Origin of the sequence: Atlanticothrix silvestris CENA357 (assembly GCF_016056295.1) — a bacterium.
GTDB classification, from domain to species: Bacteria; Cyanobacteriota; Cyanobacteriia; order Cyanobacteriales; family Nostocaceae; genus Atlanticothrix; species Atlanticothrix silvestris.
Genome location: NZ_JAECZB010000023.1, coordinates 17,644 through 39,715, shown reverse-complemented (window position 1 = coordinate 39,715; position 22,072 = coordinate 17,644). Strand labels below are relative to the sequence as shown.

At 41.3% G+C, this 22,072-nt stretch carries 17 protein-coding genes; 10 read left to right on the top strand and 7 right to left on the bottom strand.

Going from position 1 to position 22,072, the window contains the following annotated elements; genetic code table 11:
- Positions 1–121: 121 nt before the first annotated feature.
- Positions 122–1,462, bottom strand: coding sequence for a P-loop NTPase fold protein (locus I8751_RS11605; protein WP_214439309.1), 1,341 nt, complete (start codon positions 1,460–1,462; stop codon positions 122–124).
- Between the two features lie 427 nt (positions 1,463–1,889).
- Here I8751_RS11605 and I8751_RS11600 point away from each other — a divergent pair, with 427 nt between their 5' ends.
- From I8751_RS11600 to ftsZ, 4 genes are all read left to right on the top strand, one after another.
- A complete protein-coding gene (locus I8751_RS11600) occupies positions 1,890–2,735 on the top strand; it encodes a cell division protein FtsQ/DivIB (protein ID WP_214439308.1) in 846 nt (281 codons plus the stop codon).
- A 661-nt stretch (positions 2,736–3,396) separates the two neighbouring features.
- On the top strand, positions 3,397–3,744 hold the full coding sequence (locus I8751_RS11595) for a hypothetical protein (RefSeq protein ID WP_214439307.1): 348 nt from the start codon (positions 3,397–3,399) through the stop codon (positions 3,742–3,744).
- A 33-nt stretch (positions 3,745–3,777) separates the two neighbouring features.
- Positions 3,778–3,924 carry a hypothetical protein gene (locus I8751_RS11590; RefSeq protein ID WP_214439306.1) on the top strand — a complete coding sequence of 49 codons (147 nt, stop codon included), beginning with the start codon at positions 3,778–3,780 and terminating at the stop codon, positions 3,922–3,924.
- A 54-nt stretch (positions 3,925–3,978) separates the two neighbouring features.
- On the top strand, positions 3,979–5,277 hold the full coding sequence (ftsZ, locus tag I8751_RS11585) for a cell division protein FtsZ (RefSeq protein ID WP_214439305.1): 1,299 nt from the start codon (positions 3,979–3,981) through the stop codon (positions 5,275–5,277).
- A gap of 565 nt (positions 5,278–5,842) precedes the next feature.
- On the opposite strand, the gene I8751_RS11580 is transcribed toward ftsZ, so the two are convergent.
- The 3 genes from I8751_RS11580 to rimO form a co-directional block, all read right to left on the bottom strand.
- The gene (locus tag I8751_RS11580) at positions 5,843–5,992 is read right to left on the bottom strand and encodes a hypothetical protein (RefSeq protein ID WP_214439304.1); all 150 of its coding nucleotides are present in this window, start codon (positions 5,990–5,992) and stop codon (positions 5,843–5,845) included.
- A gap of 277 nt (positions 5,993–6,269) precedes the next feature.
- Positions 6,270–7,808, bottom strand: coding sequence for a DEAD/DEAH box helicase (locus I8751_RS11575; RefSeq protein ID WP_214439303.1), 1,539 nt, complete (start codon positions 7,806–7,808; stop codon positions 6,270–6,272).
- Between the two features lie 82 nt (positions 7,809–7,890).
- Positions 7,891–9,210, bottom strand: coding sequence for a 30S ribosomal protein S12 methylthiotransferase RimO (gene rimO / locus I8751_RS11570; RefSeq protein ID WP_214439302.1), 1,320 nt, complete (start codon positions 9,208–9,210; stop codon positions 7,891–7,893).
- Between the two features lie 689 nt (positions 9,211–9,899).
- On the opposite strand from rimO, the gene btpA reads away from it, so the two are divergent.
- The 4 genes from btpA (at position 9,900) to I8751_RS11550 (ending at position 15,679) form a co-directional block, all read left to right on the top strand.
- Positions 9,900–10,748, top strand: a complete 849-nt coding sequence (btpA, locus tag I8751_RS11565; protein WP_214439350.1) for a photosystem I biogenesis protein BtpA — start codon at positions 9,900–9,902, stop codon at positions 10,746–10,748.
- Between the two features lie 143 nt (positions 10,749–10,891).
- Positions 10,892–11,875: a vitamin K epoxide reductase family protein gene (locus I8751_RS11560; protein ID WP_214439301.1), complete on the top strand. Its 984-nt coding sequence runs from the start codon at positions 10,892–10,894 to the stop codon at positions 11,873–11,875.
- A gap of 711 nt (positions 11,876–12,586) precedes the next feature.
- Positions 12,587–14,797, top strand: a complete 2,211-nt coding sequence (locus I8751_RS11555; RefSeq protein WP_214439300.1) for a CHASE2 domain-containing protein — start codon at positions 12,587–12,589, stop codon at positions 14,795–14,797.
- A 645-nt stretch (positions 14,798–15,442) separates the two neighbouring features.
- Positions 15,443–15,679 (top strand): hypothetical protein, encoded by a 237-nt coding sequence (locus I8751_RS11550; RefSeq protein WP_214439299.1) that lies wholly within the window; start codon positions 15,443–15,445, stop codon positions 15,677–15,679.
- Between the two features lie 158 nt (positions 15,680–15,837).
- Here I8751_RS11550 and nadB read toward each other — a convergent pair whose 3' ends face one another.
- The 3 genes from nadB to I8751_RS11535 all read right to left on the bottom strand — a co-directional run bounded on the left by nadB (position 15,838) and on the right by I8751_RS11535 (position 19,322).
- The gene (gene nadB / locus I8751_RS11545; RefSeq protein ID WP_214439298.1) at positions 15,838–17,529 is read right to left on the bottom strand and encodes an L-aspartate oxidase; all 1,692 of its coding nucleotides are present in this window, start codon (positions 17,527–17,529) and stop codon (positions 15,838–15,840) included.
- A gap of 258 nt (positions 17,530–17,787) precedes the next feature.
- Positions 17,788–18,216, bottom strand: a complete 429-nt coding sequence (psbU, locus tag I8751_RS11540; protein ID WP_214439297.1) for a photosystem II complex extrinsic protein PsbU — start codon at positions 18,214–18,216, stop codon at positions 17,788–17,790.
- A 326-nt stretch (positions 18,217–18,542) separates the two neighbouring features.
- Entirely contained in the window at positions 18,543–19,322 is a 780-nt protein-coding gene (locus tag I8751_RS11535; protein ID WP_214439296.1) for a DUF3120 domain-containing protein, read from the bottom strand.
- 304 nt (positions 19,323–19,626) lie between these two features.
- On the opposite strand from I8751_RS11535, the gene I8751_RS11530 reads away from it, so the two are divergent.
- Both I8751_RS11530 and I8751_RS11525 read left to right on the top strand, forming a co-directional pair.
- Positions 19,627–20,589 (top strand): undecaprenyl-diphosphate phosphatase, encoded by a 963-nt coding sequence (locus I8751_RS11530; RefSeq protein WP_214439349.1) that lies wholly within the window; start codon positions 19,627–19,629, stop codon positions 20,587–20,589.
- Between the two features lie 125 nt (positions 20,590–20,714).
- Positions 20,715–22,058 carry a TIGR03279 family radical SAM protein gene (locus I8751_RS11525; RefSeq protein ID WP_214439295.1) on the top strand — a complete coding sequence of 448 codons (1,344 nt, stop codon included), beginning with the start codon at positions 20,715–20,717 and terminating at the stop codon, positions 22,056–22,058.
- The last annotated feature ends 14 nt before the right edge of the window (positions 22,059–22,072 follow it).

Sequence of the window (22,072 nt, the reverse complement as noted above, 5' to 3'; positions counted from 1 at the left end):
TAACCTTTCCAACTGTGTAGTAGCTTGCCGTAAACATGCAGATTACGAAGAACTCCAGATGATGCCATCCAGACATCTATTTTTAATTCAACTTTTATTGAATTCTTAATTTTTTATATTCTTATTTCGTGACTTTTTTTTGCTGCCAATTTATAACTTTTTCTGTTTCTGCTAATGCTGGGCTAATACCAAACCAGCGCCCCAGAGGATCGCGGTATTCAAATAAATACATACTTCGCAGTAAACTTTGGTAATCAGACTCGCCTTTAACGCTCTGCTGCTGCACCACTTCAAACAGTAATTCCCACTGATATTCATCAATAGCTAATAGCAAATCATCACGGTAATCCTTAATTACAGCTTCTAAACAATCTCTAGAAAAAGGTGGATCTTGCCGCTGAAGACAACTATAAAGCAAACCCAATAAATTACGGATGTGACCGCCACTGACGCGACATAAACGATCAAGGGTTTCTGGATAATCGAATAATTCTGTAATTAATGACAGTCTTTGATTATAAGAAACTTCTGGAAAAGCTCTTGCTAACACTAATTGGCGTAATAGTGACATTCCTGGTTCGTAGTCACTACTATCTCTTTGTCGCACTCGTACCATTGGCAAAACTTTAGGTGCAATGCCTCCACCCAATCGGTTTTTGAGTGTTTCATACTCATTGGAAAAAATTAATGCTAGGGGAATTGTGTAAACTAAGTGGCATTTAAGTCGGCGTAATTGTTCACCTCGGTCAATGAAGAGATATTCTGGTTGTGTCCGCCCAGATGCAACAGGGCGCATATCAACTCTATCCAGGTTATCTACTATAACAACCAGTCCTTTTTGACCTCTTAACTTGAGTTGTTCAACAGCCTTGTCTAATACCTCTTCATTAATAGCTTGCAAAATACTATTGGTACGTGGTTCCAGATATTGCCTTAACTGATTTCGTAACTGGGCGCTACCTTTAGTTTTAGCTGTAATTTTGGCAATACCTAAAGACAATTCTGCTTGTCCAGAAAGTTCGATGGGACTTTGTAAAAAATCCCCAATTTCTTTAAACAGATTGATAAAGTAACCGGGTTTTAATTTGATGCCAATTGCTTCTAAACTGACACTAACTTGGCGGGCTACACTCAACAAAATATCACTGACATCAATGTCCGCCATGTCTAAGTCTTGACTGGACTCAAAATAAACTACATGAAATCCTGCTACTTCTAGTTCTGCTTTAAGGCGCTGCAACTCCGTTGATTTACCGCAGCCAATATGCCCCGTAAATAACTGGCAGGTTGGCTCATCGGGAGAAATACGACTGATAGTACGTTGTAATTCCTCAACAATCTTACAACCCCGTACATCGGCAAAATCGATGTAGTACTGCTGATCCAACACATTACCCATATTTAACGTGTAGCTAGGGTTACATGCTTTGTAAAAGCGTGACAGATTCAGTGTATTTCTCATGTAAATGCGTTTTTTGTCTTTTTATATACTTTTATCTCCACCATTTGTATGAGTACTTAATTAGCTCGCAATTGATAATATTGCAGAGTACAGCGCTCGATGCAGAATTGCGACAAGCAACAGTCAGTACCATGATAGAGATTTAATTTACCCTGATGGGTACAGTATATCCGTCTTTTTTAGAGATGCTATTGAGCTTTTGATAATCTTTAAGCTTTTACTTGACTAAAAATTAACTTATGTGCATTAGTTAATTGGGTAGAAAAAGCTACTATGTATTACTGTTCTTGATTTGTGTAGCCATTGATGGAGCAGTTATATGTACTAAATCTAGCAAGATATAGCAAAGAGATGCTGACAGGGTTTACTGTAGTTAATCAGTTACTCTCAAACCGAAGAATAGAACCGAAACCAAAAAGGGGTTTAAATGGCTGGCATAATCTCAGTTTCCCATACAGATTTAGCCCAGCGCCGTCAGAAATTACGTCGGCGGCGGCAGATGAAAATTCTTCAGGCTATTTGGCGTACCTTGGCCATTAGTGGTCTGGCTGGTGGTTCACTATGGGTGGCAATCCAACCAACATGGGTACTCAATGCTTCCAAGCAAATTGTGATGAAATCAGGGAATCAAGTGCTGTCGGAAGAGGCAATGCAGTCATTTTTGACGCTTTCCTATCCTCAGTCTTTATGGCGGATTGAACCATCTGCGATCGCCGATTCTTTGAAGCAACAACCAGCTATTGCCCAAGCAACCGTCACTCGTCGTCTTTTTCCTCCTGGATTAATCATTGAAATCCAAGAACGAGTACCTGTAGCGATCGCTCAACAGCCAAAATTACCAAATGCTGATATTAACAATAAACAAGTATCTACGGGCTTACTAGACGCAAGTGGGGTTTGGATACCTTTAGAAAAATACAAATTAGTGAATCCTGCCGTCAAATTGCCGAGTCTCAAAGTTATTGGGTTGCCAGCACAATACAGATCCTACTGGAGTCAGCTTTATCCATCTTTGAACCAAAGTTCTGTGAAAATTATGGAAATTGATTGCCAAGATCCAACGAATTTAATTTTGAAAACAGAATTAGGAAATGTGCATCTTGGTGCCCCAAGTCCTCAATTACCTGAACAAATTAAGTTACTTGCTCAAATGCGCCATTTATCTGCAAAGCTCAATCCCAGCCAAATAGAGTATATTGATCTGAAAAATCCCGAATCTCCATTAGTACGTATGAACCAAAAAAATCCAAAGATTGACTCTCAAATTCCCTAGAAATATCCAGTATGTTCAATTGAGTAAATTCTAGTCAATTAAGAAATTTTATGTTTGCTAAATATATTGATTATTTTCACTTTTCTAATCAAGCCAAAAAATTAGCGTCAATTTTTAATTAATTTAGACGAGGAAGAGCAATCGTCAGTCCTCATTCAAGATTAAAAGGCCTACAATTGTTACCCTAAGATCTGGTCGAGGAGTGCAATATGTTAGACAATCGGATGATGGTATCTGGTGTGAAAAATGCCTTGTACCTACCCAATCTTTGACTGAACCCAGCTTATAAAAGAGAAAATGCGTGAGTTTTTCATTGCAAAACACTGGTGTAGACGCTTTGAGGACAACTACTCTTCTCCTGACGAAGATGCCAGGCGTAGCTTGCTTCTCCGTAGGGACACGAGTAGGAAAATTTTTGTCACAACTACCTAAAGGATGTTTGGTTTTCCTGGTTTGTTAATTGCCCTGGCGAAAGTTCTGACACCATAGAATTTTATACTAAAAAAACCTCTATTCAGGCACACCAAATAGCAAATCAATCAGGATGTTATATAACTGATAAGCATAGTCTTCCTTGTCTTTAACTTTACAGTTAAGTAAAAGAAGGCAACATTTGTGTCTTAAGTTGCAATCATTTCTAACGGTTAAATCTATCGACTATATGATTAAGGCAATTGAGATGGACGATTACAGCACATCTTTGCAAGACATACTATCTGCTGAGCAAGCTAAACATGATGTTACTTATACTACTATTAGATGTATGTTTGATTGCCTAAAATTGGCCGATAGTATTAATCATTTGGGAAAAAAGAACCCGTGTTCTCAGTATCTTATTCTTTTAATCATGAATAAAATATACAACTTAAATGCAATGAATGTGGCTGTTAATGTAAAAAAAACAAGTACTGCTAGTTGCCAAAGTAATAGCCAATCTCAATCATTAACAGGATTATTAGGAGAGCCTTGGGTATATCAAAGGTATTGCCATGCCAAATTGGCACAATAGTAGTGAAAATATTCATATCGTGTGGAAGTTATTATGTATACTTCTCTAGAATTAGCTGTGCAAGCAACTGCTTTCATAGCTTATGCCGTAGCAAATTTTCGCATTTTCAATCTTGTTAAGGTTGGAAGTAGTGATCACAATAAAGAACAGTGCCATGAGGCAGTGTCCAACTATAGTTGACTCTTAGGTGAAGAACACCTGAAAAAGTCGTTTATCTACCCTTTCACAAATCCAATGACACTTGATAATAACCAAGAGCTTACCTATAAAAACTCCCAATCTGTGGGGCAGCCAGGATTTTCACTGGCAGCTAATTCGACTAATCCCTTTAATCATTCTGGGCTGAACTTTGGACAAAACAACGATAGTAAAAGGATTACTACGGAAAATAGCAGAATTGGCGAAATTGTTCCAGGCCGAGTTGCCAACATAAAAGTGATTGGTGTCGGTGGTGGTGGCGGAAATGCGGTTAACCGGATGATTGAGTCTGATGTTTCTGGAGTAGAGTTTTGGTCAATTAATACTGATGCCCAAGCTTTAACTTTGGCAGGGGCCCCCAGTCGGTTGCAGATTGGACAAAAGCTAACGCGGGGTTTAGGAGCAGGTGGTAATCCTGCCATTGGTCAAAAGGCAGCGGAGGAATCACGAGACGAAATTGCCACAGCTTTAGAAGGAGCTGATTTAGTATTTATCACGGCTGGCATGGGAGGTGGTACTGGCACAGGTGCTGCCCCCATTGTTGCAGAAGTAGCAAAAGAGATGGGCGCTCTCACTGTTGGCGTAGTGACTCGTCCATTTGTTTTTGAAGGTCGTCGCCGCACCAGTCAGGCAGAACAAGGTATTGAGGGGCTAAAAAGTAGGGTAGATACATTAATTATCATTCCCAACAACAAGTTACTGGAGGTGATACCTGAGCAAACCCCCGTACAAGAAGCTTTTCGCTATGCAGATGATGTGCTGCGTCAAGGTGTACAAGGAATTTCAGATATCATCACGATTCCTGGTTTAGTAAACGTTGACTTTGCCGATGTCCGAGCTGTGATGGCCGATGCGGGATCAGCATTGATGGGTATAGGTGTCAGTTCAGGCAAATCAAGAGCTAGAGAAGCAGCAATTGCCGCTATTTCTTCACCATTATTGGAATGTTCTATTGAAGGAGCTAGAGGAGTTGTCTTTAATATTACTGGTGGTAGCGACCTCACCCTACATGAAGTGAATGCTGCCGCAGAAGCAATATATGAAGTAGTTGATCCCAATGCCAATATTATTTTTGGGGCAGTGATTGATGACAGGCTACAGGGTGAGGTGAGAATTACAGTAATTGCTACTGGATTTACAGGTGAAGTGCAAGCAGCGCCACAACAAAACGTGGCTAACGCCAGAGTAGTAACTCCGGCCAAGCGATCAACACCAACACAAACACCACAAACCCCAACAGTTAATCCCCCAACACCAGTTGCAGAGCCCAAAGAAAAAACTGGATTAGATATTCCGGATTTTCTTCGTAATCGGCGTACACCACCACGGAATTAATTGATTTGGAATTTGAAGTTTTTAGATGAAATTTGCAGTCTCTTGTTTGGCTGAGTACTGTATAAAATCTGCTATCTCTAGGCTTTCGCTAGGAATAGGGGAGGGGTAAGCAATTCTGTTGTGATCCCCGATGCAGCCAGTTGATGACCAAGCTTGTCAATGCTACCCAGTTATCAAATAAACTTGGGCAGGAGTCTGCTGACTCATATAAAATAACCAAAAATAGTTTTATTTGAAAAAATAGGAATTGGTTGTGCATTATGTGACGTGTTCACGAATGCAATCAACGTGGATTGCGCCCACCTTTGGGGAATATATGCACTACCAAAATCAAGACTAGGTCAAACACAATTTTTGTATTGACCTGGTAGTGGTTTTAATTTTTTGGTAATTTTTGCTTGATGCAACATAAAAAGTTACATTGAGCACACTCAACATGTATATAGCCCTCTTTTATCACTTTGGGAGAACCCAATCGCTGAAAGCCTTTCGAGGCTTTAATTTCTAAGTTTTGGCTATAAATTTTAGTTACTGTTAGAAAATAAAGCCTCAAAGCTTGGCTCAATCAAAGTTTCAGAATATTGCTTCGATTATTGTTTTCCGAGAGTGACAGAACAGGGATAGTGTCATCCACAGGACGAAGATGCTTTCTCAAGGCGATCGCAATTCTATCTGTGTACTCCTGAGCAAAGCTTTCTGTAACTCGCTTTTTCATCGCCTAGCTAAGAATCACGCGAGTCCTACTTCAACGAGTCTTGCCTTAATAACTACAGGATTTAAAGATTCTCCATAGGTCTTTCAAGCATCCGGCGTACCCACGGTTACTGTCAAAATAAGAATTGAAAGCAGTTGCTCATGGTGAGCCACTGCTTTAAGCAGGCAATAGCCCAAGCCTACTTTTAGTAAGTGGCCTAGGAAACCATCCCCTTGGCGCTAGTCTCTTCCTTTTGGGAAAAAAGTGTACTAACTCGCCATCAACTTTTGATTTTTGACTAAGAAGCTGATTCTCTAGCTGTATGTGAACCGAGTTTTTTGCTATTAGGTGATACAGAAGGTTCACGATGTGTTGCCCGCAGTTTGGGCTTAGGAGTTCCTCGTCTTTCTTCTTCGCCACCGTTGGAGTCTGATTTGACCCAAGAGGAACGGCTACGTTCACCAGAAGACTCACGACGCTTGCTCAGCTTGGGTTTAGGAAGGGGACTGTTGTCTTCTTGGGGATCCACTCCTGATTGCAACCAAGCGGGACGGGTTTCATCGTAAGCGATTTGCAACGCAGCTGCGGCGATCGCATGAGCATCATATTTTTCAATCAGTTCGCTAACTATTGGCAAGAATGAAGCTAGGCGTTCGCCAGTTAAGGCTTCTCCAACTTGTTCTTGCAACTTATTGATGTGTCTAGCCTCAATTTGTGCCCGTGTGGGAATTGTTAGCAATTGCCAACTTTGACGGTTATGGCGCTCAAATGCCTGTTGTTTACGTCGCTCAAAAGGCTGAACTAAAGAAATAGCCGTTCCTTCTTTACCAGCTCGACCAGTACGACCAATCCGATGGACGTAGGTTTCCACACTATCAGGCAAGTCGTAGTTGATCACATGGGATAGTTGATCGACATCTAATCCTCGTGCCGCAATATCAGTTGCTACCACCCAGCGCACCTGACGATTACGGAATCTGCTTAATAATCGTTCCCGTGCTTGTTGCGATAAGTCGCCGTGATATTCATCGACGCTATGACCAGCAGCTTGTAGTTGATTGGTGAGTTCTGCGGCTGTACGTCTGGTACGCACAAAGATTAAAGCTGTCTCTGGATCTTCCATTTCCAGAATCGGCTGTAAAGCTTTGGCTTTTGTCCAGTGGCGAGGTATGAGATAAGCTACTTGATTAATTTTATTAGGAGCAGCTTTTGGTTGTTCGACGGTGACTGTCGCAGGCGATCGCAAAAATTTGTTCACCAGCATGCGAATCGATGGCGGCATAGTTGCTGAGAACAAAGCTGTTTGCCGATCTGTAGGTGCTTGAGAAAGAATTTTCACTACATCGTCGATAAAGCCCATGCTCAACATTTCATCGGCTTCATCCAACACAAACCACTTCACCTGATCGAGTTTCAAACAGCCCCGATCCAGTAAATCTATCATCCGTCCTGGAGTACCCACAACCATGTGGACACCACGTTTGAGTTGTAACATTTGGCGGTCAATTGATTGTCCACCATAGATTGCTAACACTCGCAATCCATCGTTACCCATGAATTGAGCAACGGCATCGTGAACTTGAATTGCTAACTCACGGGTGGGGGTTAATACCAGGGCTTGCACAGCTCTTTGGTTAACATCCAACCGTTCTAAAATCGGCAGTGTAAATGCTGCTGTTTTGCCTGTTCCTGTTTGGGATTGACCGACTACATCCCGACCTTCTAGCAGTTGGGGAATAGCTTGAGCTTGAATGTTAGTAGGTGCGGTAAAGCCGATTTTTTCTAATAGCTCAACACGTTCTTGTGAAATTCCTAATTCTTGAAACGAAAGATTCATCAAATCTCCTAAGGTTTAGTTTTTATTTTTGGATTAGTCATTAGTCACTGGTCATGTAATTTGACAATAGACTTATGACGATTTAGTTGTTGACAACTTGACCGTATAGGTCGTATGTATCAGCGCCGTGGATCGCTACTGGCACAATGGTTCCTAGCTTCGCCGTACCTTCGATATAAATCTGACCATCGACTTCTGGGGAAAATCTACCTGAACGACCAATTAATTTCCCACTTTCAGGGTTTTCTTGCTCAATCAGGACATCAACAATCTTGCCTATTTCCTGTTGATTTTTTCTTTGCGAAATTGGCTGCTGGAGTTCCATAACTCTGTGCCGTCGCTCATCCATCACTTGTTGTGGCAACTGATTAGGTAGCTTATAGGCAGGGGTTTCCTCTTCTGGTGAAAAGGTGAACACGCCAACATGGTCAAATTCATGCCGCTGCACAAACTCTAGTAGATGCTCAAAATGCTCTTGAGTTTCTCCGGGGAAACCAACTATAAATGTTGTCCGCAATACTGCCGTTGGTAGCGCTGTTTTGATGCGATCAATAATCTCATTGTTCACGCGTCCTTGCCAGGGACGGTTCATAGCGCGGAGAATCTCTGGATGAGAATGTTGCAGGGGCAAATCCAGGTATGGTAAGACGTTAGGTGTTTCTTTGAACGCTGTAATCACATCCGGGGTTAACCCGGTGGGATAGGCGTAGTGTACTCTGATCCAGGGTATATCTATGTTTGCCAAGGCGCGGAGTAATTCGGCTAACTTTGGCTTACCGTAAATATCCAAACCGTAATTGGTAGTGATTTGGGAAATGAGAATAATCTCTTGTACCCCTTGGGAGGCTAGTTGCTTGGCTTCAGCAACTATAGATTCAATAGTACGCGATCGCTGATTTCCTCGTAGATAAGGAATAATACAAAATGCACAACGATAATCACATCCTTCAGCAACTCGCAGGTAGGCAACACCCTCTGTTGTGGTGCGGTAGCGCGGTGTCGTTTCATCAGCAATGTAAGTTGGTTCTACACTAACCTGTTTGACCCGTTCTCCCTGTTCTACTCGCTCAATTACATTTACAATTTTGTGATAATCACCTGTTCCCACCACAGCAACTGCTTCAGGCAACTCTTCCAATAATTGTTCCTGGAAGTGCTGGGCCATACAGCCAGTGATGACAATTTTTTTATTTGTCTCTGCCAACTCTACCAAAGTTCTGACAGATTCTTCTCTTGCCGCTTCAATAAAACTACAAGTATTGACAATAACGTAATCTGCTAACTCTTCGTTTGTATCTACATCGTAACCTGCTTCTACAAGCAGTCCTAACATGTGTTCTGTATCAATTCGGTTTTTTTCACAGCCCAAGTGGGAAATTGCAATTGTTGGCTTTTCACCCATATTTTGAAAAATTTTCCGGTTTTTTGTAGTCAAACACAAAGCGCGATGACTCTGCCCTTGATAATTAGTACCCTTATAATTTCAGCGCTCAAATCTCATCAAATAGAAACATTCCACGTCTAGCCACTGCCTGCGGACTTATGACCTTGATGATTTGAGGTCATGATATGATATTTCTACTACTTAGTCTGTTTCCCAGGGTAAGATGAAGTGTCTTTGGGTACATTTGACACTCGTAATGTTTTTTAACAAATTGCCATGCTGGTATTTTACATTACCAAGAATGTTTGCGTTGTTAATTTACCCGTCGGGAAGCCGCCCAAAGGGCTTGTTGTGAGAAGTCGCTACCCTCAGGGAAATCGCGCTTGCGACTACACCTAATAAAGCAGTAATGCTACCCTGGAGCTTCTGGCTTTATCTACGGCAATGCGTGGACTATATGCCTAAACTACGGGAAGCTGCCTTGCGTCTTGTGAGTGGCAAACTCCTCTTTTTGTAGCCAGGTTTTATCTTAACATATCTTATGGGAGGTTTAACGCCAAATTCCATCTTCGGAGAGAGGCAGTGAGACAACCAGTGTAAAACACATTTGACTAGTTAGTTAAAAGTCAAGAGTCAATAGTCAATAGCCAAAAAATTTTAGACTCTAGACTGGTGGACTATTGACTCCGCGAAGCGGATTTAAAGACGTGGACTTACATCAGATATTTAAAACTCGAACACCGATTATTGGCGTAGTTCACCTACTCCCACTACCCACCTCGCCCCGTTGGGGAGGTACTTTGAAAGCGGTGATTGACCGCGCCGAACAAGAAGCAGCAGCCCTAGCGAGTGGTGGGGTTGATGGCATTATTGTGGAGAATTTTTTCGATGCACCGTTTACCAAAAACCAGGTAGATCCAGCAGTTGTAAGTGCTATGACTGTTGTGGTGCAAAGGATACAAAATTTGGTGACGTTGCCTATAGGCTTAAATGTTTTGCGGAACGATGCCAAAAGTGCAATGGCGATCGCTAGCTGTGTGCAAGCACAATTTATCCGCGTCAATGTACTCACAGGGGTAATGGCAACCGATCAGGGATTAATTGAGGGAGAAGCCCATCAATTATTGCGTTATCGTCGCGAATTGGGTTGTAATGTCAAAATTCTGGCTGATGTGTTGGTCAAGCACGCCCGTCCTTTGAGTTCCCCAAATCTGACAGTTGCTGTGAAAGATACGATTGAAAGGGGTTTGGCAGACGCGGTAATTTTATCTGGCTGGGCTACAGGTAGCCCCCCTGACCTAGAAGATTTAGAGCTAGCTTGTGGCGCAGCAAACGGTACTCCAGTATTCATTGGTAGTGGAGCCGACTGGGAAAATATTGCTACACTGATGCAGGCAGCAGATGGTGTAATTGTTTCCAGTTCCCTCAAACGTCAAGGTCGGATTGAGCAACCAATTGACCCGATTCGCGTCAGTCAATTTGTAGAGGCTGCACATCGAAGTTGGAACTCCAAAAGTGAAAGCAAATCAGCAGAGCAAGTGAAGTTACGTTCTTAGAGGTTAGGGACTAGGGGCTAGGGATTAAGGAAAGCAGGAGAAGATGAAGAAAAGAATAACTAATGCCCCATGCCCAATGCCCAATGCCCCATGCCCCATGCCCCATGCCCTATTCCCTATTCCCTATTCCCAATTAGCAGTTTATGATTCGCCGACGTTCTACTCCTTGGATTCATAAATGGTCGCGTCCGTTGATTGCCGCGATCGCTGGTTTTGGTGCGCTGACAACGGGTTATCTCACGATAGAAAAGTTAACAGGAGGTAGTGCCGCTTGTGTAGCACAGGCTGGTGCCAAAGGCTGTAATGATGTGCTTTCCAGTCCTTGGGCAACAGTTTTGGGTCAGCCATTAGCCTTATTTGGGTTTTTGGCATACACCAGTATGGTGATCTTTGCCCTAGCACCCTTGGTCTTGAAATCAGGGGAAAACAGTAGCAACAAACAATTGGAAAACTGGACGTGGTGGCTGCTGTTGGTGGGAGCGATCACCATGTCAGTTTTCAGTGGCTACTTAATGTATTTGCTAGCATTTCAAATTAAAGCTACTTGCCCTTACTGTATTGGTTCGGCTTTATTTTCTCTTAGTCTTTTAGTACTAACGATTATCGGTCGTACGTGGGAGGATGTTGGGCAAATTTTCTTTACCGCTATTATTGTGGGGATGGTAACGCTGATTGGTACTTTAGGTGTTTATGCTGGTGTCAATCAAACAGGCAGTACAGCTGGAAATCCCGGACAACCAGAGAAAATTAACTTTGTTCCTCAAGCGCAACCTAACCCAGAATTCGGTTGGGAAGTCACTACTACTTCTGGTGAGGCAGAAATTGCCCTAGCACGCCATCTAGCGAAAATAGGCGCTAAGGAATACAGTGCTTATTGGTGTCCTCACTGCCACGAACAAAAACTGCTTTTCGGTAAAGAAGCTGCACAGATCATCGACGATAGTATTAAGGTGGAATGCGCTGCTGATAGCCCAGTAGGTAAACCGGAATTATGTAAAGCAGCGAAAATAGAAGGCTTTCCTACTTGGATTATTAATGGCAAAAGCTACAGTGGGGTGCAAAACTTAGAAGAACTGGCAAAAGCTTCTGCTTATACAGGCCCTAGCAACTTCAAATATTTCAAATAATTTCCTTAAACAAGCCTTTTTGAAACAACTTAGGCTCTCACTCAATACGGTTCGGTAAAAGGGGAAAAGGGAAAGGTTTTCAATACATCCTTTACCCCTTACCCTTTAACCTTTTCCCAGGCCACAAGGAAAGTTCATAGTGCTTATCCGAACCGTATTGGGCTCTCACTCTCCATAGTCAACTGGTTGAATGCAGCTGTTTTCTTCCAGTTGACTTTTTTTTGATGAAATACTCTTAGTCCAATACCCAATTCCAAATTTTTAATTTGCCTAGGACTATAATCTACAAATACCACAGGAACAATAGATATTTTCTCAGAGATTATACTTAGAAAATATTTTTGTTACTAAATGTATTTAGAGGTCATCCAAGAAGTTCGCTATAGGAATTTAATAACTACCGAAAGAAAAGATTTGTCAACTGAAAGTTACCAAAAATATACTTTTGTTATCAATGAATAATATTTATACTGAACTCGTCATCATAGACGCGAAAATTCCAGTTGCCCTTTGGTAACACATAATTCGTCATGAATGAGCATTCATTTAGAGCTATCCTAAAGCATTTGGCAGAAACTATTCCTTCTAAGTCCTGTGATTCAAATTTATTTCACTGATTTGAGAATTGTTATAGTTCTTGCACAAGTTATATTTGCCAATAAACCAATAACTATAAAAAACAAAGAATATTTTCCCCACTAGGTTATGGGAATGAGTAAGCAGTTAGGCAAGCGTCTTGTAAAGTTAATGTTGAGACTGAAACAATCGCTTGGTCGAGGACACAGAGAATTGATTACCGCTTCTATCGTTGCAATCTGCATCCTAATTTTGCGCTCTGTGGGATTATTGCAATCATTAGAATTAGGGGTTTTAGATCAGTTTTTTCGCTTACGTCCAAACGAACAACCAGATAATCGCATTACTATCGTAGTAATTGATGAGACTTATTTACGCAAAGTTGGCTGGCCGATTCCAGATACCATCATCGCTAATTTATTGCAAAAATTAAACATTTATAAACCGCGAGCTATTGGCTTAGATATTTACCGTGATTTGGAAGTGCCTAGCAATGATTTAGAAATAAAACCGGGTAAAAAACAATTGCTTGACGCTTATCAGTCGATGCCGAACTTGATTGGTATTGAACTGTTAGCAAATGAAAAAAATAATAATTACAAAAATAGCAAAATTGGGGTTCGACCTCCAAAAGGGCTTAATCCAGAGCAAGTCGGTTTTAATAATGTATTATTTGACCCTGATGGCAAAATACGCCGTAGCTTATTGTATTGGCATGTTAATAACAAATTACATGAAAGTTTTGCACTCAAGCTAGCTTTATTGTATTTAAAGTCAGAGGGAATTACTCCAAAAAAAGCAACCAGTAACCCTGAATATTTACAGTTGGGTAAGGCTGTATTTATTCGCTTTAAAGCGAATGATGGTTATTATGTAGGAGCTGATGACAGAGGCTACCAAATTTTGTCTAATTTTCCTAAACTAGGCTGTAAAGAAAGTTCATCTGGAAAATTTTGTGGTTATCGCCAGGTAACTATGAGTGATGTGCTAGCTAATAAAGTGGACAAAAACTTGATTAGCGATCGCATTGTAATTATTGGTTCCACTGCTCCCAGCCTTCAAGATTTTGTATTTATTCCCCAATCCAGTCGTGTGATGGGTACAGCCGAGCCAATTAGTGGCATTGAACTACAAGCTTATTTTATTAGTGAGTTAATTTCATCTGCCATCGAAGGACGACCTTTAGTAAAAATATGGTCTGAACCGTGGGAAAATTTATGGATTTTTACTTGGTCTTATTTAGGAGCCGTAATGACGTGGCAAGTAAGATCCCAAAGTCAAAGTATTTTTAGTATTTTACTTTCTTGTTTAGCGTTAATTTTAAGTGCATATCTAGCTTTTTTAACTGGTTGGTGGATACCTATAATTCCTTCATTGCTTACCTTTGGTATTTCAGCTATTTGGATGATTTTTCATATCGCCCATATTCAAGAAGAGTTGAAACGCTCCAAAGATTTTTTGCAGCAAGTAATCAATACGATCGCTGACCCAATTTTCGTCAAAAATAAACAACATCAATGGATTGTATTAAACGACGCATATTGTCGATTAATTGGCTATCCAGATACTGTGTTAATTGAAAAATCAGACTACGATTTTTTTCCTCCCCATGAAGCTAATGTGTTTCGACAACAGGATGAATTAGTTTTTAGGACTCAACAACCCAGGGAAAACGAAGAAGAATTTACTGATGCAACTGGAAACATCCATTTAATTGCCACTAAACGATCACTCCACAAAGACGCTGCGGGTAATTTCTTTTTAGTGGGGATAATTCGAGATATTACTCAGCGTAAAGAGAAAGAATATGAACTCATACGCACTGCTAAACGCAAAGAAGACCATTTGCGTTATCTGGCTTATCACGACCCTCTCACTGGCTTATCTAATCGCAAATTTTTCGCAGAACAACTTTATGAGTCTTTAGTTTGGGCCCAAGACAATAGTTTATCTTTAGGACTACTATTTATTGATCTTGATGGCTTTAAGCAAATCAATGATACCCTCGGACATGAAATAGGCGATCGCCTCTTAGTAGCCATTGCTCAGCGGCTCAATAATTCTTTACGTGGTAGTGATACTGTTTCCCGGCTGGGTGGCGATGAATTTACCGTGATATTACGGGCCATTCCCAACGAGCAAGTAGCTGCTAAGGTTGCTGAAAAAATTTTAGGATGCATTACCGAGCCAATCGTTTTGGACGGATATACCACTAAAATTTCTGCCAGTATTGGTATCAGTATTTATCCTCTCAATGGTCAAAGCACTGAGATATTGATTAAACAAGCAGATACTGCCATGTACCGTGCTAAGCACTTAGGCAAAAACCGCTATGAGTTTGCTTAAAAATTTATAAAAAGCGGCTGAAATGACAACTATAGTAGACATCTTGCATAAATACTTTGGTATTGCTGCAAATATCTTTAAAAGCTCGCGCAAAGGCAAGCCAGTGCGTTGGGTGGGTTCCCCGACTTGTAGCAACTGGCACGCAAAGACGCAAAGGAGAACGCTAAATCAAGTTCTACATTTCAGTGTTTAAATATTCGTGCAAGAGGTCTAGTAGTAAAACTGCTTATTTTTGTTGATGTTAAATCATAAGAACTAGTTGAACTCAGTTGGTTTGTCAATCTCTATTCCTTAGTGATTAAAGTATTTATACGCAAAAATATTAATAATTTGTTAAGATTTTTTGGTAACATCAATTATCCTGTGGAAATTAATGAACCTCTTTAATGGGACTGAGAAATACCTCTAACTTAAGGCTGATGCCAAAGCTTGTTTGTTGGCAGTATTTCTGGAATGTCAAGTGTATTTTCAGAGGTACCTGTTTGCTAAAGTGCAAGCTGTTATCAATTACTTTTTGGTTAATTAGTTATCCATTCACCAGAAAATTTTCATCAAAATTTAATTTTTCGGAAAAAATAACTCAATCTGCTGTAGATCACAAAAGAAACTCGATGAAATCAGAATGGAGGTAATTCACAAAGACTTATGAGAACTCACTTCAGAATCACCAGCGCGATGATATTTTGTGTCAGTGCTTACATAACTATTCCAAAAATTGCTGGCGCTACGGTAAATTTTAGCACTTTGACTGCTGATATCTTAAGCATTAGTAGCAGCGATCACTCAACTCGTTCTAGTATTGATTCTCAGGATTCACGTGATACGTTCATTCCACCCAATCATGGAGGGCCTGATAGTTTACATGGTAGCGGTACTCGCTGAGAAGTTACCCATTACTTAAAGAGTCATCTTCTTTGGGAAATTAAAAATTAAAAATTAAAAATTAAAAATTAAAATACCTATAAATAAATTTAGGAGTCAGTAACGTGGGCGGTGAGTTCATTGATAACAAGAGAAGTGGCTTGCGTGGGTTCCCAGATCTACTTGTTGGGAACTACAGACTTCCACCATTGATGCTTTTGTACAAGCGTGTGAACTTGCCAGTCTGGGTCTGGTTGAGGATAATCTAAGCGATAGTGTCCTCCCCGACTTTCGGTTCTAAAAGCAGCACTTTTGAGAATTAAATAGGCCACATCCAGTAAATTACGGGTTTCTGCCCAAAGTCGTAATTGTCTTTCAGCGTCTGTTATGTCGAACTTAACGGGTTCTTTTGGACGTAAAGCAAGTAAAAATTGACTCAGGGGCAAAGTAGCAAAATCTTGCTGCCAAGATTCAATAGTCGCGATCGCATCTGCTAAAACTGACTGTTCTCGACAAATACCAGCGCTTTGCCATACTAGGCGAGGCAACTTCTCTCTTAATGCTTCAAGTTGTGATTGCTGGATTTGCCAATCATTTTTAGTAAGGGTAAAGGTTACAGGATGAAAGCTGACTTTAGCTTCTTTTAATTCATCCTTGAGGATTGTGGCTTCATCCTTTAAATGAGCCATCTGTGCCCCAAAGACAATGCATTCTAGCAAAGAATTACTCGCCAAACGATTTGCCCCATGTACCCCAGTACTGGCTGTTTCTCCCACCGCATACAAACCGTGAATGTTTGTACGATTCATTAAATCTGTAACAATACCACCCATCCAATAATGAGCAGCAGGGGCTACGGGAATTGGTTCATTAAAGACATCAATGCCCCAATGTTGACAAACTTTAACGATATTGGGAAAGCGGTGACGAATTTTGTCAGCAGGAATAGGACGCATATCCAGCCACACATGGGCAGTCGCAGGATCAACAGCAGTATGTTGTAAATGGCTAAAAATTGCTCTACTGACTATATCTCTGGGCGCGAGTTCGCCAGCCGGATGGTAGTCGAAAGTAAAACGCCGACCTTCGTTATCAACAAGGTGTGCGCCTTCTCCACGTACAGCTTCACTAATTAAAAAGCGATCAGCGCCGGGTTTAGTCAGGGCTGTGGGGTGAAATTGGACAAATTCTAAGTCACGGAGGACAGCCCCAGCGCGCCAAGCGATCGCTACCCCATCGCCTGTACTGACATCAGGATTAGTGGTTTGGGCAAATACTTGACCTCCACCGCCGGTTGCTAATACAACAGCACCAGCCCTTACCCATTGGATTTCACCTTGGTAAAATAGACTAATTCCTTGGCAGTAACCACTTTGGGGTTCTAGCCACAGACTCAATGCCAAAGCTTGCTGGATGACTTGAATATTTTTACGGCGTAATACTTGGGCAGTGAGGGTAGTAGTTACCTCTCTACCTGTAGTGTCAGCGGCATGGAGAACGCGGTTGCGCGAATGGGCGGCTTCCAAAGTTAAAGCTAACGCCTTACCGTGTCGGTCAAAAGCAACTCCTAGGTTAACTAGGGATTGAATACAGCTAGGTGCTTGTTGAGCAAGGAATTCTACTGCTGGGCGATCGCACAAGCCAGCGCCTGCTTCCATTGTGTCTTCAATGTGCAGTGAAGGAGAATCTTCTGGGGCGATCGCCGCAGCAATCCCACCTTGGGCCCAATCACTAGCGGACAAAGAAACTGTTTCTTTGGTAATCAAGCCGACTTGCAAGGACTCTGGTAAGCAAAGTGCTGTGTACAGTCCAGCTGCACCAGCGCCGACTACTAAGACATCAAATTGGCTAGGAATATCTATTGGAGGCAAGGTAATGGGGGAGTTGGAAGTTAAGAGCAGAGACGCAATTAATCGCGTCTGTACAAAGGTTGGGAGTTAGGAGTTTTTTGTTTTTATAGTGCTGTCGGTTGTTTGCAATAGGCTCTAGTAGGGACTAGGAACTAGGGGCTAGAGTGGTGTATTCCATCCATATTCAAACCACTACATAACTCCTAACTAATAAATTTGCATCCTACTCCTGAAAATCAAGAGTAGGCTGCTATTGTTTCCAGCTAACTGCAAATGCGGTTATCTGTAGATACCGTTATTAATGCGATCATCTCCCTCGTTGAAGGCGGGTTCAAATTCAGTCACGGTAAAGTTGTCTAGGTTAGCTTGCAGGAGTTGTTTCTGGCGATCGCTCAGTCCTGGAAGATCCAATACATCCTCTACATTTTGGTAAGGAGCATTCTTGAGAATTTTCTTCGCAAGGGTGGGATACAACCCCGGATACTGTTGAAAAGCCCGCACGTTGGTATTATTCAAATCAAGTTTTTTACCAAATTCTGTTCCTAGCTTAGCGTCTGCCCGATTTTGCCGTTCAAGTGCCAAAATTGGAACTTGAGGCCAAGCAAAACTGTTGAAACTACTAGCTTGGGCTATCTGAGTTGTTCCTAAAAATCCCCAGCAGCCAAGGAACAAACTAAACACTGTTAATAAACGCACCAATCCTTTCACGATTTTTCTACCTCTTTCCATCAAACTGAAAAAACAGCTTTCAGCCAACAGGTGTCAACAGCCTAAAGTCAAGACGATTGACTATCGACTAACTGATAGCTTAATCAACACACAGCAGTCATTAGAAACTAATATACATCTTAGTGAAGTACCCACCACTAAACGCTTCGCGCTACAGCTGGGAACTGAGACTGTAGTAACAGCCAAGTTAAACTTTACCAGCATCTTGCACTCTTGTTTTATGGATGGTGAGGCGAAGGGTAGGTAAGTTCATTAACGTTCCCAATTAAGCGTTACCGCCCCTTTAACCCATATAAAAATAATGCTTAAGCAGCGCACGCAGCTAATAAAAATAGGCTATCTACTAAAATTGTACTTAAAACCGCACCACCAAAGGCGTACCAGTGTCGTTGTCTTTGACGTAAAGGTAAAATTCCTGCTGTCAACAGCACCGAGGCAAGAATTATTGCCCAAGCTTGTCCCAAAGGAGTTTGTACTTGAATAAGAGCATTTTGTAAAATTAATGGCGCTCCAGCCGGTTCCACCTGCATAATTTGCCGCCAATAGGGCATTAAATCTACTATGTAAAAATACACATCTGTCAAGACTGTACCGAGTAAAGAACCTAAATAAAACCAGCTGCCAACTTTGCCCCAATTCCGCAGCAGACACCAACAAGCAAATGGTAGCCCTATGGATTCTAAGGGTAAATGCCATACAGGTTCCCAACGTAACCAGCCCCAGTAAATTGCTCCTGCTAACCAACTCCAGCTAAAGCCTAAAAGCAAATCTCCCCACAGGTAAGTTGCAGGACGTGACATTAAGTTAAAACTGAGCCATACCCAAAATCCTGTCATCGCTAAACTTATAATTGGCAGCGATCGCACTAGCGGTGCTTCTATAAATACTGGTACTGAGACCAAAAATACAGCCGCTGCAAACACTAACCAAGTTTGTCGGGAAGATATGGAAATAGGTAAAGAAGGAGATAAGGAAAGTGTAGATTCTAACTCCTTAATGTTTTTCTGCCCAGTATTGATTGAATTTAAATTGGTATCAATAGAAGCAGTAGAGACGTTGTATGAGGACAATGTATTATTAATCAAAGTTTTTAATAATTGTTACTAAACTTTATTTTATTTAAGATAACACACTCATGAATCCCCCCCTAGGGCATTTTTATATTACCGAAATTTTGCCTAGATTGTATGTTGCACGTAAATTTGGGACATTATTAATGTGTTTGTGGAGCATGGGCAAGAGAAATTGGGGCAGGGTACGGGGCGCAGAGGGGAGGAAGAAAAATTACTTCTTTCTCCTTTGAATGCTTTCTGGGGCTATTTTCCTGGAAGGCTCTCCAAGTAGCTGTTTGTGTAATTGGTTGTAATAACAGCGATCGCAGGTAAACTAATGTTTTTATTAAAACGTCAATGGTTTGTACTTTTAAGTGCGATGTCTGCCATCTTCTGTGTGGCGGCATTTCCGATTAAAGTTCTCAGCGCCCAACCTAACCCGGTGGTAAGTGGGGTGCAATCAATGAATGTCTTGCAAGCTATTGTTTTAGGCTTTGTGCAGGGAATGACTGAATTTCTGCCTATTAGTAGCACAGCACATTTAAAAGTTGTGCCTGTAGCTTTAGGTTGGGGCGATCCGGGTGTAGCTTTTACTGCGATTATTCAGCTCGGTAGTATAGCAGCCGTACTGTGGTATTTTTGGGGAGATCTGACGCGCATTCTTAAAGGAGCCACAAGAGCGATCGCGCTGAAAGATTATAATGACTACGACTTACGCCTATTTTTAGGAATTATTCTGGGTACGCTACCCATTGTCTTTTTTGGACTTTTAATTAAAGTATTTATTCCAGATTTTGATAATTCACCCATCAGAAGCACTGGAGCGATCGCTGTTGCCTCTATAGTAATGTCGTTGTTATTGGGATTAGCAGAAAAACTCGGCAAGCGTCAACGAGATTTTGAGCATCTGACAATGAAAGATGGGCTATGGATGGGTTTAGCTCAGTCTTTATCATTAATACCTGGTGTATCTCGTTCCGGTTCTACTTTAACATCGGGGCTATTTATGAGTTTGCAACGGGAAACAGCAGCAAGGTTCTCATTTTTGTTGGGTATTCCAGCCATTACTCTAGCGGGGTTAGTGGAGTTAAAAGATTTTGTTACAGAAGGTTTCAGTAGTGCAGAAATAGTTCCTTTAATCGTAGGAGTGATTTCCGCCGCCATCTTCTCATATATAGCGATCGCTGGATTGCTACGCTTTCTTAAAACCCAAAGCACTTGGGTATTCATTTGGTATCGGCTGATATTTGGTGTCCTAATCTTGGGTGCGATCAGTGCAGGATTGTTGAAAAATAGTTAATAAGCTTAGGGCATGGGGCATTGGGGCATTGGGGCATAGGGGATGAAGAAAAATTACCTATTTCTCCCTAGTCCCTAGTCCTTAGCCCCTAGTCCCTAGTCCTTAGCCCCTAGACCCTTTCACTCATGTCTACTATTCGTCCTGCTCAAATTACCAAAGTGCTTCCAGACTCAATAGCTGCAGAAATTGGCTTTGAGGCTGGTGATGCGATCGTTGCTATCAATGGCACACATCCCCGCGATTTAATTGATTATCAATTTTTATGTGCTGATGAAGTTCTTGAATTAGAAGTTTTAGATGCTGCTGGCAAAACTCATCATATTGAAATTGAAAAAGACTACGACGAAAACTTAGGGTTAGAATTTGCAACTGCCTTATTTGATGGCTTAATTCAGTGCAATAATCGCTGCCCATTTTGCTTTATTGACCAACAGCCACCGGGTAAGCGTTCTAGCTTGTATTTCAAAGATGATGATTACCGTCTGAGCTTTTTGTATGGCTCTTATTTAACTCTGACTAATTTACCAGAAAGAGAGTGGCAGCGGATTGAACAAATGCGTCTTTCTCCATTGTTTGTGTCTGTTCACGCCACAGAACCCGAAATCAGAATTAGACTGCTAAAAAATCCTCGTGCAGGGGAAATATTACGCCAAATCAAATGGTTTCAAGAAAGGCGGCTACAAATTCATGCCCAAGTAGTTGTTTGTCCTGGTATAAATGATGGCGAACATCTGGAACAAACCTTAAAAGATTTAGCGTCCTTTTATACTGGTGAAGTGCCTGCGGTGGCATCAGTGGCAGTTGTGCCAGTAGGCTTGACCCGATTTCGTCCTCATGAAGATGAACTCACACCCGTAACCAGAGAAAAAGCAAAAGAAGTGATTGCCCAAGTGCAGTTGCTATCGCAGCAATTTCGTCAAAAATTTGGTTCTGGCTTTGCTTGGTTAGCCGATGAATGGTTTTTGATTGCAGGTCAGGAATTACCAAGCGAATCGGAATATGAAGAATATCCCCAAATTGATAACGGTGTTGGTTCTATTCGATTGTTTCTCAAGCAATTTGCAGATGCCGCTACAGAATTACTACCACAAAAAATTTATCCCCAGAAAAAATTAACTTGGGTAGTGGGTAATGCAGTAGAAAAAGCATTTCAACCAATATTGAAATACTTGAATAATGTTGAAGGTTTAGAAGTAAATATGCGCGCTTTATGTAGTGATTATTGGGGTCAAAATATTAGCGTCACAGGGTTATTAACAGGCCATGATTTACTTTTAAACTTAATAGGACAAGATTTAGGTGATGGAATTCTGCTACCAAAAGTCATGCTGAAACAGGGCGAATTAGTATTTTTAGATGACATTAATATAGAGGAAGTATCTCGGCAATTAAAAACAAAAATTTTTCCAGTGGCAGGAGTTGAAGAATTAATCAATACCTGTATTGCTGAGAATGTGGGCGTTTCATAATAAAATATCAGTTG

Coding starts and splice junctions, on each gene's coding strand:
- rimO (WP_214439302.1), bottom strand. CDS start 9,210: ATGGGTGAAAAGCCAACAATTGCAATTTCCCACTTGGGCTGTGAAAAA.
- I8751_RS11525 (WP_214439295.1), top strand. CDS start 20,715: ATGTCTACTATTCGTCCTGCTCAAATTACCAAAGTGCTTCCAGACTCA.
- ftsZ (WP_214439305.1), top strand. CDS start 3,979: ATGACACTTGATAATAACCAAGAGCTTACCTATAAAAACTCCCAATCT.
- I8751_RS11575 (WP_214439303.1), bottom strand. CDS start 7,808: ATGAATCTTTCGTTTCAAGAATTAGGAATTTCACAAGAACGTGTTGAG.
- I8751_RS11580 (WP_214439304.1), bottom strand. CDS start 5,992: ATGAAAAAGCGAGTTACAGAAAGCTTTGCTCAGGAGTACACAGATAGA.
- I8751_RS11560 (WP_214439301.1), top strand. CDS start 10,892: ATGATTCGCCGACGTTCTACTCCTTGGATTCATAAATGGTCGCGTCCG.
- I8751_RS11605 (WP_214439309.1), bottom strand. CDS start 1,462: ATGAGAAATACACTGAATCTGTCACGCTTTTACAAAGCATGTAACCCT.
- I8751_RS11590 (WP_214439306.1), top strand. CDS start 3,778: ATGTATACTTCTCTAGAATTAGCTGTGCAAGCAACTGCTTTCATAGCT.
- I8751_RS11555 (WP_214439300.1), top strand. CDS start 12,587: ATGAGTAAGCAGTTAGGCAAGCGTCTTGTAAAGTTAATGTTGAGACTG.
- I8751_RS11530 (WP_214439349.1), top strand. CDS start 19,627: ATGTTTTTATTAAAACGTCAATGGTTTGTACTTTTAAGTGCGATGTCT.
- I8751_RS11550 (WP_214439299.1), top strand. CDS start 15,443: ATGAGAACTCACTTCAGAATCACCAGCGCGATGATATTTTGTGTCAGT.
- I8751_RS11595 (WP_214439307.1), top strand. CDS start 3,397: ATGATTAAGGCAATTGAGATGGACGATTACAGCACATCTTTGCAAGAC.
- I8751_RS11600 (WP_214439308.1), top strand. CDS start 1,890: ATGGCTGGCATAATCTCAGTTTCCCATACAGATTTAGCCCAGCGCCGT.